Annotated in this window: 16 protein-coding genes; 14 read left to right on the forward strand and 2 right to left on the reverse strand. The window is 41.8% G+C overall.

Annotated features, from left to right (window positions below):
• The first annotated feature begins 255 nt into the window (after positions 1 to 255).
• From QT711_RS09685 to QT711_RS09700, 4 genes are all read left to right on the forward strand, one after another.
• A complete protein-coding gene (locus QT711_RS09685) occupies positions 256 to 537 on the forward strand; it encodes a hypothetical protein (protein ID WP_317943805.1) in 282 nt (93 codons plus the stop codon).
• Between the two features lie 391 nt (positions 538 to 928).
• The gene (locus QT711_RS09690) at positions 929 to 1,996 is read left to right on the forward strand and encodes a Fe(3+) ABC transporter substrate-binding protein (protein ID WP_317943807.1); all 1,068 of its coding nucleotides are present in this window, start codon (positions 929 to 931) and stop codon (positions 1,994 to 1,996) included.
• 69 nt (positions 1,997 to 2,065) lie between these two features.
• Positions 2,066 to 3,697, forward strand: a complete 1,632-nt coding sequence (locus QT711_RS09695; protein WP_317943809.1) for an ABC transporter permease — start codon at positions 2,066 to 2,068, stop codon at positions 3,695 to 3,697.
• 1 nt (position 3,698) lies between these two features.
• Positions 3,699 to 4,391 carry an ABC transporter ATP-binding protein gene (locus QT711_RS09700; protein WP_317943811.1) on the forward strand — a complete coding sequence of 231 codons (693 nt, stop codon included), beginning with the start codon at positions 3,699 to 3,701 and terminating at the stop codon, positions 4,389 to 4,391.
• A 169-nt stretch (positions 4,392 to 4,560) separates the two neighbouring features.
• Here QT711_RS09700 and QT711_RS09705 read toward each other — a convergent pair whose 3' ends face one another.
• Positions 4,561 to 4,887, reverse strand: a complete 327-nt coding sequence (locus tag QT711_RS09705; RefSeq protein ID WP_317943813.1) for a hypothetical protein — start codon at positions 4,885 to 4,887, stop codon at positions 4,561 to 4,563.
• Positions 4,888 to 5,194: 307 nt separating this feature from the next.
• On the opposite strand from QT711_RS09705, the gene QT711_RS09710 reads away from it, so the two are divergent.
• From QT711_RS09710 to QT711_RS09750, 9 genes are all read left to right on the forward strand, one after another.
• Positions 5,195 to 6,115: a tetratricopeptide repeat protein gene (locus QT711_RS09710; protein WP_317943815.1), complete on the forward strand. Its 921-nt coding sequence runs from the start codon at positions 5,195 to 5,197 to the stop codon at positions 6,113 to 6,115.
• 143 nt (positions 6,116 to 6,258) lie between these two features.
• Positions 6,259 to 6,804: a GNAT family N-acetyltransferase gene (locus tag QT711_RS09715; protein ID WP_317943817.1), complete on the forward strand. Its 546-nt coding sequence runs from the start codon at positions 6,259 to 6,261 to the stop codon at positions 6,802 to 6,804.
• A 195-nt stretch (positions 6,805 to 6,999) separates the two neighbouring features.
• Positions 7,000 to 8,472: a YcdB/YcdC domain-containing protein gene (locus QT711_RS09720; protein ID WP_317943819.1), complete on the forward strand. Its 1,473-nt coding sequence runs from the start codon at positions 7,000 to 7,002 to the stop codon at positions 8,470 to 8,472.
• 615 nt (positions 8,473 to 9,087) lie between these two features.
• Complete coding sequence (locus tag QT711_RS09725) at positions 9,088 to 11,544, forward strand: hypothetical protein (RefSeq protein ID WP_317943821.1); 2,457 nt, start codon at positions 9,088 to 9,090, stop codon at positions 11,542 to 11,544.
• 5 nt (positions 11,545 to 11,549) lie between these two features.
• Positions 11,550 to 12,425, forward strand: coding sequence for an ABC transporter ATP-binding protein (locus QT711_RS09730; protein ID WP_317944031.1), 876 nt, complete (start codon positions 11,550 to 11,552; stop codon positions 12,423 to 12,425).
• Positions 12,426 to 12,815: 390 nt separating this feature from the next.
• Positions 12,816 to 13,802 (forward strand): Rpn family recombination-promoting nuclease/putative transposase, encoded by a 987-nt coding sequence (locus QT711_RS09735; RefSeq protein WP_317943823.1) that lies wholly within the window; start codon positions 12,816 to 12,818, stop codon positions 13,800 to 13,802.
• Between the two features lie 109 nt (positions 13,803 to 13,911).
• Positions 13,912 to 14,157, forward strand: coding sequence for a transposase (locus QT711_RS09740; RefSeq protein ID WP_317943824.1), 246 nt, complete (start codon positions 13,912 to 13,914; stop codon positions 14,155 to 14,157).
• Positions 14,158 to 14,245: 88 nt separating this feature from the next.
• On the forward strand, positions 14,246 to 14,761 hold the full coding sequence (locus tag QT711_RS09745) for a nucleoside deaminase (protein ID WP_317943826.1): 516 nt from the start codon (positions 14,246 to 14,248) through the stop codon (positions 14,759 to 14,761).
• A 174-nt stretch (positions 14,762 to 14,935) separates the two neighbouring features.
• Positions 14,936 to 15,094, forward strand: a complete 159-nt coding sequence (locus QT711_RS09750; protein WP_317943828.1) for a sigma factor — start codon at positions 14,936 to 14,938, stop codon at positions 15,092 to 15,094.
• 763 nt (positions 15,095 to 15,857) lie between these two features.
• Here the strand turns inward: QT711_RS09750 and QT711_RS09755 are convergent.
• Positions 15,858 to 16,781 carry an Rgg/GadR/MutR family transcriptional regulator gene (locus QT711_RS09755; RefSeq protein ID WP_317943830.1) on the reverse strand — a complete coding sequence of 308 codons (924 nt, stop codon included), beginning with the start codon at positions 16,779 to 16,781 and terminating at the stop codon, positions 15,858 to 15,860.
• A gap of 104 nt (positions 16,782 to 16,885) precedes the next feature.
• Between QT711_RS09755 and QT711_RS09760 the strand changes: the two genes are divergently transcribed.
• Entirely contained in the window at positions 16,886 to 18,244 is a 1,359-nt protein-coding gene (locus QT711_RS09760; RefSeq protein ID WP_317943832.1) for an amidohydrolase family protein, read from the forward strand.
• Positions 18,245 to 18,377: the final 133 nt, after the last annotated feature.

Below are 18,377 nucleotides of genomic sequence, written 5' to 3' on the forward strand. Positions count from 1 at the left end.
TACCCCTCCAGTCTTTATGGAATGTTTTCGTCGACTACCATTATACAAGACTTGGGGAGGTACTTCCTTTTTTGTGTCTACAAACCCTTGGGAGACATAGGCTGGTAATTATGAAATTCATTCGAATACCTGTTTAAAATGATTAAATTAACATGAATGTTTCTACTCCATGCACCGTCGAAAATCACCCACCTATGCATAGAATCCCTTTTTGTCACTATACTAAGTCCATCTATAATAGGAGGGATGATGATTGTGACAAACGATTCGAATCCTAGCTGGAAAAAGAACCACCCGAGCTCCCAGTTGAGCAATGCTGTTGAAAAGGCGGAACGCTCGGTGAAGCAAGCGTTGTCAAACCCTGAAGAAATGGCGGTCGAACATGCTTTTAATTCGATTTTACGAGCAGAAAATGCCTTTGCCAATGCAGTGGAGAAAAATGAGCATATGGATACGGTTCATCAGAATAAGGAACAATTGGATGATTTGCGGCAACAACTGAAGGACGTACATGAGCAAGGTGAAAGTACGGAGTAATTAGGAGAGAAGAGTCGACGATTGCGCAGATTGCCGTAAGTGGTAAGCGATATATAGTTTCTTCCGTAGCGGGTATTTGAGGGTACTCTTAATCTCGATGGAATAAAAATACAATAAAAACGGCGATCCCTATCTGAATGTAAAAGGTATTGGATCGCTCTTTTTTTCTTTGTATACATGTATGTTCCGTTGAGGCGCAAATACCGCTAGGAAGTACAAAGTGCTATTCCTATATAACGATTCTGATTGGTCTCTTGACAATAAGGTTTTCCGCTATTGAAACATTGTTAAACATATTTCGATTTTTTTCTTGACGAGCTTAGAAATTCATTATATTATCAACGATATTGAGAATCATTTTCAATTAATTGAAGTCAGGAGATGAATAGGTATGAAGAAAAGTATGATTTTTCTTGTTGTCGCTATGATGCTTGTATTATCTGCATGCGGCAGTGCAAGTAACGAGGGCAAAAAAGAAGAAACAAAAAAAGAGCCAGAGGCACAATCTGGTGAAGTGAATTTATATACAAGCAGACATTATGATGTGGATAATGAATTATATAAAAAGTTTGAAGAAGAAACAGGCGTTAAAGTGAACGTCATCAAAGGTGAAGCTGATGAGCTGATTGAGCGCATTAAGCGTGAAGGTACTGCAACGAAAGCAGACGTTTTCTTAACAGCAGATGTTGGACGTCTTTTCCGTGCGAAGGAAGATGGCTTGCTTCAAGAGGTGTCAAGTGACATTTTAGCTAAACAAGTGCCAGAAAAATTCCGAGATCATGACGATATGTGGGTAGGATTGACGAAACGTGCACGAGTTTTAGTGTATAATAAAGAAAAAGTGAAACCTGAAGAACTTTCTACTTATGAAGCCCTTACGGAAGATCAGTGGAAAGGACGAGTTCTTGTTCGTTCTTCGGAAAGTGTGTATAACCAGTCCCTTCTTGCTTCTTTCATTGAAATAAATGGAGAAGAGCAAGCGAAAGAGTGGGCACAAGGAATTGTTAACAATCTTGCTCGTAATCCTGAAGGTGGAGACCGAGACCAAGCGAAAGCAATTGCTGCTGGAATCGGTGATGTTGCGATTATGAACACATACTATTTTGGTCAAATGCTGAACTCACAAGATCCAGAAGAAGTGAAAGTAGCTGAAAATCTTGGCGTGTTTTTCCCGAACCAAGAAACAACGGGAGCACATGTGAATATTAGCGGTGCAGGCGTTGTAAAAGGATCGAAAAATGCTGAAAATGCAATGAAATTACTTGAATTCATTACGGGTGAAGAAGCACAAGCAGAGTTTGCTTCAGCGAATTATGAATACCCGGTGAATCCGGATGTTGAACCTTCTGAGCTCCTAAAATCTTGGGGTGAATTCAAAGAACAAGATATTCCGTTGCCAACGCTTGGAGAGAACAACGCGAAAGCGATTATGATCTTTAACGAAGTCGGTTGGAAATAAAAAGAGTAAGCCCCCTGCCGCTTTTGCGGTAAGGGGTTTCTTGCGGAAAAGATAAAGGATGGATTTGTCATGAACAGGTATTTGGCGAACGTGAATGGGTGGACAATTGGAGCTATACTTATTATTATCTTGCTATTTATACCAAATATCTCGATTGTAACCGGCATTTTTTCACCAGCAAGTGAAAACTGGACGCATATTAAGGAATACATGCTCTTAGATTATATAAAATCTTCATTAACACTCGTTTTATTTACGGCATTGTTTACGATAATAATTGGTCTCAGTCTTGCTTGGTTAATTGCCCAATATGATTTTCCGCTAAGAAATTTCATGAAGTGGGCACTCATTCTTCCTTTGTCAATTCCGCCATTTATCGGTGCTTACACGTATCATGGCATTTTGAATTACACGGGTGTGATTCAAAAGACACTCCGTAACCAGTTTGAAATCAATCCTAATCCTGCTTTCTTTGACATCATGAATGTGCCAGGTGCCATTTTCATTTATACAATCTTTCTCTATCCGTATGTATATATGATTACGAGAATTTTTTTATCTCATCAATCCGCGTCGCTAATTGAAAGTGCTCGTACCCTCGGGAAAGGGCCGTGGGCAGTTTTCTTGAAAGTAGTTGTCCCTATTTCACGCGTCTCAATTATTGGTGGCGTAAGTCTCGTGATTTTGGAAGTGTTAAATGATTATGGAGTCGTTAAGTATTTTGGCATTCAAACGTTCAGTACAGCTATTTTTCAGACGTGGTTCGGACTTGGTGATTTGGATTCATCCATTAAACTCGCTGCTTCCCTCATGGGCATTGTGATTTTTATTCTAATGGTGGAACGTTTACTACGTGGTGGTAAACAATACAGTTATTCAACGACAAAAGTGAGACCGCTTCCTCTTGTCAAGTTGAAAGGGAAGTCAGCCGCTTTTGCAACGATGTATACCTTGACGATTTTTAGCATTGCCTTTCTAATCCCTGTCATTCAGCTGGTCGATTGGGTGATCTTGACGTTTGGAAAAGTGCCGATGGATGAGGTTCTCGTGTATACGAAAAACTCTGTTTCTGTCGCTGCACTCAGCGCGACATTGATCATTGTATTCTCGTTGATCATCGGCAATTTTAGCCGGTTCGTCCATCATAAATTTGCAAAAGTACTACCTAAATTGACCATACTCGGTTATTCAATTCCGGGGGCAGTCATCGCGGTAGCGGTCGTTACGACATTTATAGCGCTTGATCGTTTTTTTGCTCCTGTTTATCGGTGGTTCGGGATGGATGCAGATCTTGTCTTAAGTGTGAGTCTTTTCATGCTCATCAGTGCGTATGTCATCCGTTTTTTTGCGATTGGATATAATTCGATTGAAGCTGGATTCGATAAAATCGGCACGGATTTCCATGACGCTTCTCGCATGTTAGGGGTTAGCCGATTGCGAACATTTTTCAAAATCGACGTTCCGATGATGAAGGGTGCGATTATTAGTGGATTCGTCCTTGTGTTCGTCGATATTCTCAAAGAAATTCCGTTAACACTTATTTTAAGACCCTTCAACTATGACACGCTTGCAACGAAAGCATTTCAGTATGCAAGTGATGAAAAAATCATGGAGGCTTCACAGGCTTCGTTACTGATTGTGGGTGTCAGCGCAGTTGCCATTATTGTTTTCCATAAGCTACTAAGAGAGGAGCCGAAATGATATGTTCATCGACATTCGAGATTTGAGTTTTTCGTATGCTAATTCAGTAACGAGAGCAGTTAACTGCATTTCATTTACAGTGGAAAAAGGGGAAGTCATCTCTATCCTTGGTCGAAGCGGAAGTGGAAAGAGTACAATTTTACGCTTGATCGCAGGTCTTGAAATGCCGGATGCGGGTTCGTTCACATTGAATGGTAGAAAAATTATGGATGCGCGTACTTTTATTCAGCCAGAAAAGCGGGGAATTGGGATGGTTTTTCAAGACTATGCGCTATTCCCTCATATGAGTGTAGAGGAGAACATATTATTTGGGCTTTCGAAGATGAGTCGGAAAGAGAAGCAGAAGCGTGTAAATGAAGTGCTTGAACTCGTTGAACTGGAGGGTTTTGAAAAACGCTATCCACATCAATTGAGCGGTGGCCAACAACAAAGGGTTGCTCTTGCACGGGCAATCGCTCCAGAACCTGAACTTATCCTGCTTGACGAGCCGTTTAGTAACCTTGATACAGATCTTCAAGTGAAAATCAGGGAAGATCTTCGGCGCATTCTTAAGAAGGCTAATACGACTGCTGTATTTGTCACGCACAATATCAATGATGCGCATGCACTGGCGGACCGGATTGTGAAGATTAAAGACGGAAAGATTGACATCATTGGGCGTCCTTGTGATTTGTTGGTCGGTAGTGCAACGTAAGAACCTACAACACGGGTGGAGTTGTTTTGAGGAACTGCTTTGCCTGTGAAAGAATGAAACTAGTGAATTCAACACGATTACCAAAGAAATAAAATGAAAGAAGGGAGCCCGTCATATTGAATGGGCTCCCTTCTTTCATGTAAATTGTTATATAATGAACGCTAAACGATTATTGTGGATTGGTGCGCATAAATAATTCCCGGTCAAGCGCATTAATTTTATGTGTAACGTATTTGAGTTCTTTCGTCAAATTATCTTTGTCTTGTATCGTGTTTTTTGATAACGCTTCGAAATGTTGGCCGACCCCTGTTAATTTTGATTCAACTGCATCTAATCGTGTATCGACCGCATCAAATCTTGTATTCATTTCGGTTTTCATGTTAGACATTTCGGCCTTCAAGTTGGACATTTCACTCTTAATGCTAGTCGTTCCAGCCTTCATGCTGGCCATTTCCGATTCAATAGAAGTAAGCTTGTCCATGACTTTTCCCATCATTCCGTCAATTGAGTTTCCATCAGCATCACCCCGTTTTACTCATTATACGATTGATATACGGTTACTTCAACGAGGGATATAATTGCTATAGATAACAGGTATTCTTTTAATTGTTTGAGAGGAGTTACTGCTGACTTCTCTTTATGGGTTGGCAGCAATTTAGTTACGGCTAATAGATTAAGCTGCTTGCCAATGATTTTGGCACAAACGAAAACTGCGTCTGTGCGTGTTTACTGTGTAATATCCTGATGTATGAAGACGATACGACAATGGTCAAAGTGAATTTTACAATAGGAGATGTAGGAGAATGACGGTTAATCTAAATGAAAAGGCAATTCAACTATTTGAGATCAATGAATATGATGCAGCGCTTGCACTGCTTGAGCAGGCGGTTAAGGAAAAGCGGACAGTGCAATCGTTGAATAATTTGGCGTGGATGTACTTGTATGAAGAAGAGGATGTGCGTCGAGCGAAACCGCTTCTGGAAGAGGTTGTAGCGCTGTGCCCGAACAGTCACTTTCCGTTTAACATGCTCGGAGAAATTGCGTTGGGGGAGAAGGATTGGGAAAGTGCAAGGGAACTGTTGACAACATCGATTACTATTGAATCGTCACGTGAAGCCATTCATAATTTAGCAGTTACTGACTTTCATACGGGCCATTTTCAACAAGCGGCAGACGGATTCCATGCAGTCGCTGAAGACTCGGATATCGTCCGTTGGTATGAAGTAATCGCGCGTATTCGAAACGGGGAGTTGGCTGTTGCCAAATCAATACTTGACGAGTGGAACAGTGAGTCTGCTCATTATTTAGGGGCAATCGAAGCGGCAGATGCGTATGTGGAATTGGAGTGCTGGCAAGAAGCGCGGGACATGTTTGAAAAAGAGTGGAAAGATTATTTCGTTTCGCCTTATGTGATCGGTCGATATGCGTATGTTTTATTCCGCTTACATGATGTGCACGCTTGCCGGCAAGTGATCGATCAGGCGGTTGAGGACAAGCAAGTTGAAATCGAAGAAGAGAAGCAGGAAATATGCGATGAACATTGGTCTGAAGCGGATAAAGCCGACAAAGTTCAGGAGTTGCATGAGGAACTAAAAGGCCTACAACAACTATTTGCAAAATTGCAGGCAGGCTATCGACCGGTTTTTGAGTTTGAATTACATTCTGAGGGCGGCTGTTATTTGTTTGGCTGTAAACAACACGGTCATTCGGAGTGGGTGGAGTGATTGGTTTGGTTAGGGGATTGTTGATGGTTCTGGTGAATCAAAGACTTAGGTAAGCTTTACAAATGGAGCACTTATATTCATGTTGTGTTGCTGAGTAGGAGTCAGCACACATTGTTAGAATTCATTACAAGGGGGAAATGTATATGGTCGGTATGTTGAAAAGCAAGCGGGTTCTTTTACGAGAAATGGAAGAAGAGGATTGGGTGGACGTTCATCACTATGCTTCTCAAGAAAAGGTTTGTCAATATCAGCCTTGGGGACCGAACACAGAACAAGATTCCAAGGATTTTGTAATGCAGGTTTTACGCGATGCTACGAAGGATAGCAGGGAGCGTTTTGTTTTTGCCATATTGCTAAGAGAGAACGGGAAGATGATTGGTGCTGGCGAGATTACTAAACAGGATCATACGAACAGAGTTGGTGAGATCGGCTATATCATTCACCCGGCTTATTGGGGCTCAGGCTATGCAACCGAGACTGCAAACGCCTTACTTACTTTCGGTTTTCGTCAATTAAAGTTCCATCGGATTTTTGCTACATGCGATCCAAGAAACATTGGCTCGTCACGGGTGTTAGAAAAAGTAGGAATGACGCTAGAAGGCAGATTACGAGAGGTTTTACTGCTGAGAGATGGCTGGCGTGATTCTTTATTATATAGTGTCTTAGAACAAGAGTGGATTGAGAAATAATGTACTTATTGTGTAATTGAGTTCGTACTTAAAGAGAGAGAGAAAAATTGTTCGTTTTGATTTTCTGAAATAAATACAGTAATCAAGATATCAGCGAGCCGTTATTGTCTTTGATCAAGGATCGATTAATCTCGTAATCTGTGAAAATTAGTGAAATGATGTAGTTAAAGATTTTATTTTTAGATGACAGAGAGGATGATTAAACATATGCAACCGGTTTTTAGAGCTTTGCAGGAATGGATGGCACAACACGTGCAATTTGTGAAAGTGGAAGAGGAGGATGCTGGTGAAATCTACGATATTCTTGAAGAGGATACTGGAGAAGTCGTAGGCCAGTGTATCCTTACTGCATCCAATCGTTTATCGAATTTCTCCTATTTTTGTGAGGAGAAGAACGGCGAGTTGACGAGTAATGATATGCCAGCAATTGCAGAAGCTTTCATCACGCAATTTTATCCGCTTGGTTTACAAACGTATCAGTTGCAGTCGATCATTGATATAAACGACTTATTCATCGTTTCCTATGGAGCGAAAGAGGAGCGATATGGGATAGACGTGCCAGGCATTGGGTTCTCCTTGTCCATTTCACCAACTGGGCAAGTCATTCAATTCAGTTACACACATGAACAAGCGGAAATCCGATATCCTTCGCATATCATTACCCCTGAAGAGGCGAAAGAAAAGTATGCTTCATACATTGATTTTGATTTGATTGTGCAGTTGTTAGATACGGAGCTGTATGCAAATGGAGATAATACGTACCGGCTTCTATATGGGCTTAAAGAGTATGCGATTGACATTCCGGCTTCAGGGGTAGAGCCAGCCGTCGTATCAGTCGGGGGTCAAGTAGAACCTATCGAGATGCGTGTTCCGCCTACTAAATCGCTACATGAATGGATCGGGGTGACACGTCATCATAGAAAAATCGGAGAGCAAAGCGAGGAGGATGTGTTAATTGAAAAATTTATGCACCCTTCAATCGATTTACCCAATGAGCTAGACATGTCTGAAGTTTACGAAGAGAATCTAATCACAATTCATACGCATCGAGTTACTAACTTGCCAAAAGTGTTTTACAATGGCGAACCATGGAAAGGAGAACCAATACGTCTTACAACTGATTTTCTGAAACAACGTGCGCTGGATTTTCTGTTTGCCATCTTCCCACAAGCGTCTGAGCATTTTGTTATGCAAAAGGAAGAGGTGGCGAATGCGTTAGAAACGCCACTTGAAGCGTTCATAGACGATGAGTATGAAGATGATTTTGAGGAGTGGGAGGATGAACTGCTAAACGAAGAAGAAGAAACAGTGCCGTTCTATTTTCAATACCAAGTGAATGGAGTACCAGTCGATGAAAGCGTTACGTGCATCCTAGTAGGCGTTTTATCAGGTCGGATTGTGAGCGCTTCAATTGAACCAATGGAGGAAGAATCGCTTCTTCAAATTTGCACGGAGCCGAAGCTATCCAAAGCGGCAGCGAAAAAACTGTTGTTGGAAAAATTGCACATGGAAATTGCGTTAGCACAAGCGTATGATGAAGACGGAGAGCCGTTCTACGAAGTGGTCTACCTTCCGTCCTACACTGAAACAACTGGACATATTCGCGCAATTGATGCGCAAAATGGTAAAGCGTACTATGTCAATGTGGGGGATAGTTTGTTTTTGTAAGCAACTTCTACATGCTTGATAAATGCCTTCGAATAATGTGTCGGTTAGACTTCATCACTTCGTAGTAATTCTTATATAATCATATACATTGGTTGCATGACTTAATTGTTCATTACACAGTCATTGTCCTTAAAGCGTAGAGTGGGCGTTCAAACCGGGCACCACTTTCGTGCAAGGTACAACACGATGAAAATCATTGAAGTCGTGTTGTTCGATTAGGGTTATCTGGACTTTTAGGGGAAGAGTTGAAAAATTGACTTTCCTAATCAGTTTTCATCGTATGTAAAAGAATGTGGCAGCTTCTTGCTTTTGCGAGAGGTTGCTTTTTTTTATTCCCAATCTACCAATGGTAGTTCATAAAGTTACCTTCCGTCTCATCACTATTCATGTTAGAATATGGTAACTGCTATCTAAGTGTGTTTGACACGATACTAGGTGTTCGAATCAAACAAGAACGTTTACGACAGGAACTAAAATTGGAAGCGCTTGCATATACAATATGCTCGCCAGCTCACTTAAAGCCGAATTGAAAATGGAATCTGAAAGCCTAGTGATGAAGTAATTTAAATGCTAATAAATCGACTGGATTGTCATGTTGACGGGGGAGGGCTACAGATGAGAGAGGTCGTCAAGTTCGTAGCAAAAGGGATAAGGAAAAATAAATATATTTATTTACTAGCGTTTGTCATATTACTGATTACGTCTTCCTTGCTATTCATAAATAATGCTCAGATTAGTTCTACCCAAGATGAACTGCAGCAGGCTTTTGACAAACGGGAGGAATCTTTGGATTTTTTAATTAGCAAAACATTGATTAAAAAAAGGTATGTAGGACTTCCGGAGAATCAGCAATTTGCGCTAGATAGCTTACTTGTGCAAGAGGACTATGTAAAGCGGATTTCTCAAAGGTTGTCAGAAGGCGATATGGATATCGCAAAAGACAACCTGGCATTTATAAATGAGTATTTAGACTATCGAAAATATAATTTTATTCATTTTGAAAATGAAGATCTTTTAGAAATTGAGAAAGATAAATTGAACGACTTAGCAAAACACGATCTTCCATTTACTGAGCAGCAGACCCCAGTCAAAACGGCTCTTTTCACTAAGCAATTGTTACATCTGTTGCTTAATCCACTGACGGCACTTATATTTCTTCTTATGTTCTGCTATAAATATACAACTGATGAACGCAACCGCACATTTGACTTTCTCAAGGTGAATTCGCTATCGAATCCGGCTATTTATTACGGCTATGTCTTTTCCTTTTTTCTATTCACGGTTGGCTACCTTTTGTTTTCGGTGGTTCTGGCCTTTCTGCCACCGCTCTTCACAGGTAATCTGAAGACCGTTTATTACCCGTTAGAGGTCGCGATTGGAGGGGATACGGCGATTGTGCCTGTATGGAAGTGGCTCCTTTACCTGCCGATTGGTTGGGGGATTTTCGTCTCCTTGCTATTGGTGGTGGCATCTTGGCTGTGCAAGCAGCGTGTATCGCTAGGCGTCTTAGCAGGCTTCATCTTTTTACCGCTTTTGTGCTTGTATCTTCTTGCTGAGCACCTTGGCTTTTCCGTGTTGAACCCCATTCATCTCGTAGTGGGTTATGATGCCAATCTATTCCCGTCTAACCAATTCATCATCTATTTGGTGGGTATGCTGTTGCTCTTATTAATATTAATTGGTGCTTCCTATCCAATCTTCCGTTCAAAGCGCATGTTGCTGCGGATGAAGGGTAGGGCAAGTGGCCGCAGACCTTACCAACCAAAGTCGCAATTAAAGCTTATTCAATTTGAGCATCTGAAAAGAAGACGCGATGGACGAATATTCTTTGTACTGCTATTGCTTGTCGGTATCAGTGTCGGCACTTCTATTTTTGTGAATCAGCAGTACAAGTCGGTCGATGGAAAAATCGTCAAAGCGATTGAAGAACTACAAAGTTTTTTCATCTCGAACCAGTTCAAATACAAATTGATGGAGGAAGAAGAGGAAGTAGAAAAAGTAGATTCAACCGATGAGACTCCTCTCGTAAAATTTTCAGAGATTATGGAGAAGGATATTGCGTTATTGGAAGAGGTTAAAAAGAAAGCAAATACACCTGAATTTCATCATCTCTACAGGGAAACTTTGAAATCACTAGGCCCAGGCACTTCTCAATCTTACAAAGAATTGGAATCCAATCAATGGAGTGTAACAACAATGGCATCGGAAGAGCAGCAAAAGTTGTTAAAAGAAAGAGAAATGCAGCCTTGGCCTATTGGAGGATTATGGATATCGAATTTCGACGATCCAAGCAGGGAGCCTAACAATGAGCTTGCAAGTTTATTAAAAATGGTACAAGAGGAAAATGAAAAATACGGGCACAGCGCACTATTCACCGCCTTTTTCTACATGAATCATAATATTGTGTGGTCAGTGCTAGCTCTGTTTGTTTTCGTGTTATGGGTGAGCTTGGCAGAGGAGCATCGGCTGGGTCGAACCGTCCACTTCCTGGTAACGAAACCGCTCCACCTCCGCTCGGTCTACGTCAGCAAGTGGGCATACAACCTGGCAACTGCTTGTCTATTCTTCCTGTTCAGCGGTGGGGTTGCCTTCGTCGTCAGCTGGTTGCTAGGCGGGTATGGGGAAGCGGATTATCCAATTCCGACATATGCTATCGAAGAAACTGAAAGTGGTGAGGGACAATTTTTTTCTCCTGTCGACAATGTCTATTTTTCATTTGACAGTGTGCAAGGAATGGTCTTGAAAAGCGTGGCTCTCATTTTGGCGCAGATTTTCTTTTTAAACAGCCTGTTTAGTTTTATCGGAAGGTGGATGAAAAACCAGTACGCTGTTGTCATTGCAACGCTGCTCATTACAGTTGCTGGTTATCTGTTTGCGAGCCAATATCCTTCTCTATATATGATGTTCAATCCATTTTTGTATTTCAATACATGGCATGTTGTGGATGGCTGGCAATCGATTTTGTTGGAGTCGCCCCTCGTCAATGTTGGAACGGGCTGTCTCGTACTTATCGCCGCTGGAACTGTGCTGTTCTTAGTGGGATTGATTCCAAATAAGGGAAAGGTGTCGTGATAACTATGTTACAAGTGGAGAAGTTAACGAAAAGGTATGGAAAAAGACCTGTCCTGCAAGCTGTCACTTTTGAGCTGGCTGCCGGGGAAGTTATCGGGCTAGTTGGACCGAACGGGGCGGGGAAGTCGACGCTCATGCGTTCTATCCTTGCGCTGGAAGAGGTGGATGAAGGAACTGTATCCGTGCAGGGGGTTTCGAATCAGTCGCCGGAATTTTTCAGATATGTTTCCTTCCTGCCGAGTGATAATTATTTGTATATGCATTTGTCGGGCTATGATCATTTGGCGTTCGTGGCCAATGTCTATGGGCTGGACAAAACAGCGATTGAAGAGGTAATTGACAGCATCGGCATCCGCTCCTATGTAAACGATCCCGTCAAAACCTATTCCTATGGCATGCGGCAGCATTTGCTCATTGCTTTGTCCATTTTAACCAAGCCGATTGTCATTTTGATGGATGAGCCGTTCAATGGCCTGGATCCGACGAGCATCATTGAATTGAAGCAGTTGATCCGCGATTTATCCGCACAAGAGATTGGTATTCTCGTCTCGACGCATAACTTGGATATCTTGGAGGACATGACGAAAGCGATTTGGTTTATAAAAGAAGGGGAATTGATTCAGACCAATATAGGGTTGGTTGACAAAGTATCTTATCAGATCGATGTACAGTTAGGGGATGGGCAGACAGTGGACCAGCTGATGGCGGACAGCAATTTGCCTTTCCACCCACTCGCTAACGCGCTGACCACTGATCCAGCGTTTGAAGTGGAACTGTATTTGGAGCAGTTAATTAAGAACGGAGCGAAAATTCAGGCGGTCCAGCAAAGCACCATGGCCCTAGAGGAGAAGTACAAAGAGTTTTATGGTTTGAATACGTAAATGAATTTCGTATGTGACTTTACTCAATGCCTGAAGTAATGGTTGGTTTTACATTGGATGAAAAAATATGCTATCAGCTATATAAATAAGGCATGGTATCAGAAATATTCCATGCTCTTTACTTGGACCTGCGCGAATGGCTAGAAGCAATAAGTTTTGATCAGGGCACAAGAATTGTTAAGTGTATGGGAGAAGTTAGTCAATGCATTTAAATGCATAGTAATGAAAAAAATAGGGCTGGTAATAATAGTACTCTCCGTCATTACGTGAATGAAGTACGTGGGCTTAATAGTGTACATATTCTTTCTGTAATGAATAATTTGAACGTATGTTCTTGTTGTGTTATCATTTATTTAGTAATCTGAAAATACAAATGGGGGTGTGTTAAAAATGGCGGTGGCGTGGGTCAGAGAAGAAGAAGTGACTTATGACGGCGGCTCGTTGGATCAAGATGGTTTATGGAAGAAAGTCATTGGTGATTTATTCGAGGATTTTATATTGTTTTCTTCACCGGAATTACACGCACAGATTGACTTTCAGCAGCACACTGATTTTTTGGACAAGGAACTGTTTCAGGAGATTGCAGACGAGAAAAAAGGTCGGCGATTTGCAGATCGATTGGCGAAAGTCCGACTGAAAAATGGTACGGAACAATGGATTCTTATCCATATCGAAGTCCAAAGCAAGAATGAATCTGACTTTCCTGAACGAATGTTCCGCTACTTCTATCGCATATACGATCGCTATCAAGAAAAGATTGTTGCCATCGCTGTTCACACATCACCTTACAAAAAAACCATTCCAAAACGTTTTACGTACAATTATTTAGGGACTGAGTTGAACTATTCCTATCGAAATTACCGAACGGAAGCGTATTCTAATGATGAATTGGAACGCTCAGAAAATATTTTTAGCAAGATTGTATTAGCAGCAAAAGTTTTACATCAGACGAAAGACGAAGCCCATCAACGCTATCTGTTCAAAAGTAAACTAATGCGTGAGCTAATCAGGAATCAAAACTACTCACGCACCGCCGTGCAAGCCGTTTTTCATTTTATCGACTACTTGTTACAATTGCCAGAAGCCTATACGAAACAGCTATCAAACGAAATTCGGCCAATCATTCGAGAGGAGACGGAGCTAATGGAGCTATACAATAAGGAAAACGCTTCCCCGACAATTAAGAATGCTTTTGATTTGGAATGGGAAAAGGGCGTTCAGCAGGGATTGGAACAGGGTTTGGAGCAAGGCTTGGAACAAGGTGTAAAAAAAGTGGTCGTGGAAATGTTAAGAAAGGGAACGCCAGTGGATTTCATAGCAGAAGTGACGCACTTGGCTAAAGAGGAAATTGAAAAGATGAGAGAAATGCTGCAGTGAAAGTAGGATTCCCTGTAGTCTAACAGTGCCAGGTTCTACTAGAATTAGAGATTGTTCTAGAACCTGGCTTTTTCTCATACTGCCCATCATTCGAGAGGAGACGGAGCTAATGGAGCTATACAATAAGGAAAACGCTTCCCCGACAAGTAAGAATGCTTTTGATCTGGAATGGGAAAAGGGCGTTCAGCAAGGGTTGGAACAGGGTTTGGAGCAAGGTTTGGAACAAGGTTTGGAACAAGGTGTTAAAAAAGTGGTCGTGGAAATGTTAAGAAAGGGAACGCCAGTGGATTTCATAGCAGAAGTGACGCACTTGGCTAAAGAGGAAATTGAAAAGATGAGAGAAATGCTGCAGTGAAATTAGGATTCCCTGTAGTCTAGCAGAAGTAGTGGGAAGGAATTGTAACTCTTCATGTAGAAGTATTTATCAAAAGGAGTGGTCGAACGTGATAACAGATCGAGATAAGGTTTTCTTACAAATGGCATTGGAAGAGGCAGAGATGGCGCTTCAGCAAAATACGTATCCCGTCGGCGCAATTCTTGTGGATGATCAATACAATGTGATTGCAAAGGGACGTAATAGAGTGCATACCGCTAAAGACGCAACGGCGCATGCAGAAATCGATGCGATCCGAAATGCGGGAGAAGCTATTTTTGACGCGAAAATACATAACAAAGCCTTTACCCTCTATAGCTCATTGGAGCCATGTCCCATGTGTACAGGCGGAATTCTTTTTGCAAAGATTCAACGAGTCGTCTGGTTGTTAAATGATGATATGGGATTTGGAGGTTATCAAAAGATGAAGGATTCGGCGATCTTCAATACCAAATTCAATCGAATCGAAGCCATTGCGGAGCCTGATGTTGAGCTTAAAAATCGTCAACTCGAGCTAATGCGGCAATGGGAGCAAAATTCAAATCACATCCAACATTTAAGGTCCGCCGGCAGCGTAAATGTGTAATTAGGGTGCATTCGTTCACATGTACGATAGGGTGGACATGAAAACTCATTGAATAACTCAATACAGTACAACCGGGTGTACAGATGAACTTTCTTCATTTTGAAACCCGGTTTTTTTATTGTAACCGATAGTTACCGAGCGTCGTCTAACAGGTAGGGAAAGGGGGCGTATGGTGTGGATCAGGAAGATTTGTGCGGGCTGTCGAAAGATATGCAAATTGAAAAACTGATGACGCGATTCGGTGAAGAGCTTAAGCGCCTTACATATACGTATGTGAAAGACCATGCTACAGCGGAAGATGTGACACAGGAGATTTTCTTAAAGGTGTTTTGAAATTGGATACATATGCAGGGAAGTCGTCCTTCGAATGAATTATTTGGAAGCGATTTGAAACATGGTCTTTACGGTGTTTACGTGGACCAAAAAGGTACTGCTGTTATAGACCTAGTCCCGTTTACGCATATCATAGGTGTACCGTCATCTCAGGATCAATTCGAGTTGTTGAATACAATGACACAAATTATCCTCAGCCATCCAGAAGTAAAGGAAATTTATTATACATTTAATTTGAACCGGACGGATTTCTTTGATTGGCTGGACGCCGATGAGCAAGTATATACACGGGAATAAATTGCGGTTGATTGACAGGAACTACAGATGGCCAGGTTCTTCTCCGTTTAATGAAGAACCTGGCCATTTTAGATTGGTGACAGAGTAGACGATGCAAATCGATCGTTATCGTTTTTTCTTCCGCGCCCTATACTTCAACAGTATGCTAAAAACGACTACGCCCGTAATAATGGTATAGACAAGTATTTGCCAAGTGAACAACAGTTGAATGGCATCTTCGATCGAAGTGCCACGGAGGAATACATCATACGGATTTGCGTTGCGGTACGCGATCGGTAGCTTGTCTCGACGTTGTATTGCTGGTACGTATAGGGGGTGACGTCTTTTATGACACGGAAATTCTGTCCGTATTTGTCTTCGAAAGAGATGACGAATTCGTATTTTGAGTCTGCATATTTGCGATAGGAGATTTCGTAGTTACGGTCGAAAGTACGTTACCAATTGCCAAACCTGCTATTTCATTTCATCATTGTCTCGTAGAAAGTGAACCCGGTTCTTGATAGACCAAAATCAACTCCAAATAATTCTCAATCCGCTTCGCTTGCCCAACAGCACCTAATTCTCTAAATAGATAAATCGATTTTCGAATCTTCGTGATCCCTTGTTCTGTTTCTCCCAATCGCAATTTATAAGCACCTTTGAGCTGCAACAAGTTTGCCCGCTCAAACAATTTGTGTTCAGGTAGTGAGAGCTTGTGCAGGTAGGAAAAGAACTCGTTCAGTTCTGTTTGAAATCTCGTGTCGTGCGTGAAGTCAGTGACAGGCCCCAATAGATACGTAATTGAATTCATTAGAATGGTCGTAATGACGTCATTTACCTTTTGGAAATCCTTGTATCGAATACTTTTTTCATATGCGGTTCGAGAAAGCAGGAGCACGGTTTCCGGTTCAAGAAAAAATAGCGTCGCATTATAGAGCATGAATTCATAAAGCCCCCATACTTCAATGCGGAAGAAGTAATCTGCTAATCGTTGAATGTCCTCTTTGGTTACTTCTTCATCCATCCTTTTGTTGTCAAGGATCCCTTCATACATATGTAGCATTAACACATGATACTGATAGGTTTCCACCCCGAATTGCTGCCACTTTTTCGTTTGCTGCTGTTTTAACTTCCTTAGTGCATCCGAATCACCTTGTGTGTATGCGTTGTGAACCGCTCTGAAAAACTGTTCAAGTTGGCTCGATTGGAACTCGTTGTGCACAAACAAAAATTCATCAAAACTCATCATCATTTTTTCTAATATGTCCGTGAACAGCCCAAGTGTCATATCGGAATCGCCGCGCTCAAATTTCGATAGGAATGAAATCGAGCAAATCCCATCCGCCAATTCCTTCATCGTCAGCCCTTTTTGCTCCCGAATCTGTCGTAGTGTTTCCCCGTATGCTTTCATTACTTCGCCCCAATTCCACTATATGAAAATTTGATAAAGCCTTCTAAACTTTCATTCTACAATAAAAATAAGATATTTCCATTATACATGAGGAGGCGGCTGAAATGGCTGAAGCAAAACAGTATCTAATAAAAAATGGGACGATTATTGATGTTGAAAAAGGGGAATCATTCCTCGGCTCAATTGAAATTGAAGGAACAAAAATTAAGCGGATGTATAAGGTGGATGAAAGGTTGCCAGAAAACCTTCAGATAATTGATGCGAACGGTATGTATATTATTCCAGGTTTGATCGATATGCATTGTCATATTCAATGTAGATTTGCGCCACATTTCTTAGCGTCTGGTGTGACAACTGTCCGGAATCCGGCGAGTAATGTGATGATGATTGAGGATTTGCTCATCGCGCCGTTAGATGCAGCAACGCCTCGTGTTTTTTCAGCAGATCGTATGATTGACGGCGAACCGGGGCTATGGGGGCCAACAAGTTACGGAAATTTTGTTACGGAAGATCCTGAAGAAGCTCGAGTGGAAGTGCGAAGACAGGCAGCAACCGGTGTTAACTTCATCAAAATTTATGGCTTGGCAAATCGGGAGGTTATACAGGCAACCGTTGAAGAAGCGCGGAAATTTGATTTGGAAGTCGCTTGCGATTTGATTCATTCCCAAAAAGTGAGTGCGTTGGAAGCAGCGGAGCTAGGCGTTACGTGGTTCGAGCATGCTTCAGGGTTTGTACAGTCTCTCTATCCCGGATGGTACCCAACTGCGGATCAAGCAGAATGGAGTCATATCGATTGGGAGAATCCTGACGAGCAGATGATTAAAGAACTTTGTAAACAGATGCTCCAATATGAAGTGAAGCTCTGTCCGACGCTTGTCTGCTTCGATCAGGCGAAACAGTATCCTACCATATGGTCACCGGAAAATCTGGTAACCCGTTCACTTGAAGAACATGATATTTTGATGAGCCATTGGCAGAGCATGGAACAACATGTACACAGTATTAAACAGCAATTTTGTAATCAGCATACATTTACGAAACTTGTGACGAAGAGCTACTTTGACCTTGGTGGGACAGTTGTAGCAGGGACAGATACACCTGCGCTTTTGTACACGTTCCCAGGGATGGCGCTGCATCGAGAGTTAGAGCTATTCAGAGAGATTGGCCTAACTGAAATGGAAACGTTACAAGCTGCAACAATCCGTGCGGCGCAATCCATCTATCTTGAGAACATCGGCGCAATTAAAGAAGGGTACATCGCTGATCTCGTCATCTTGAATGAGAATCCACTCGAAGCGATCGAGCATACGAAAAGCATCCATCGCATTGTGAAAGGTGGGAGGGTGTACAGCCAAGAAGAAGTGCTTACGTATATTCAAAGCAATGAGGAGTCCGAAGTGCGGATGGTTGAATTCCAAAGTAGATGGGAAGAGGAGATGAGCAAAGTGGAAGTTGGCGACTGAAATATAGTAAGCGAGAGAAGTCATTGTACCAACGTTGAGAAGGGATTGACACATTGTTCGACAAGGGGATGGTCAACTAACAATGAAGGCCAATAGTAGAAGTACATCTTATAAAAATACGAAAAATGAAAAT

This window comes from Sporosarcina saromensis, assembly GCF_033253735.1.
Taxonomy (GTDB): Bacteria; Bacillota; Bacilli; order Bacillales_A; family Planococcaceae; genus Sporosarcina; species Sporosarcina saromensis.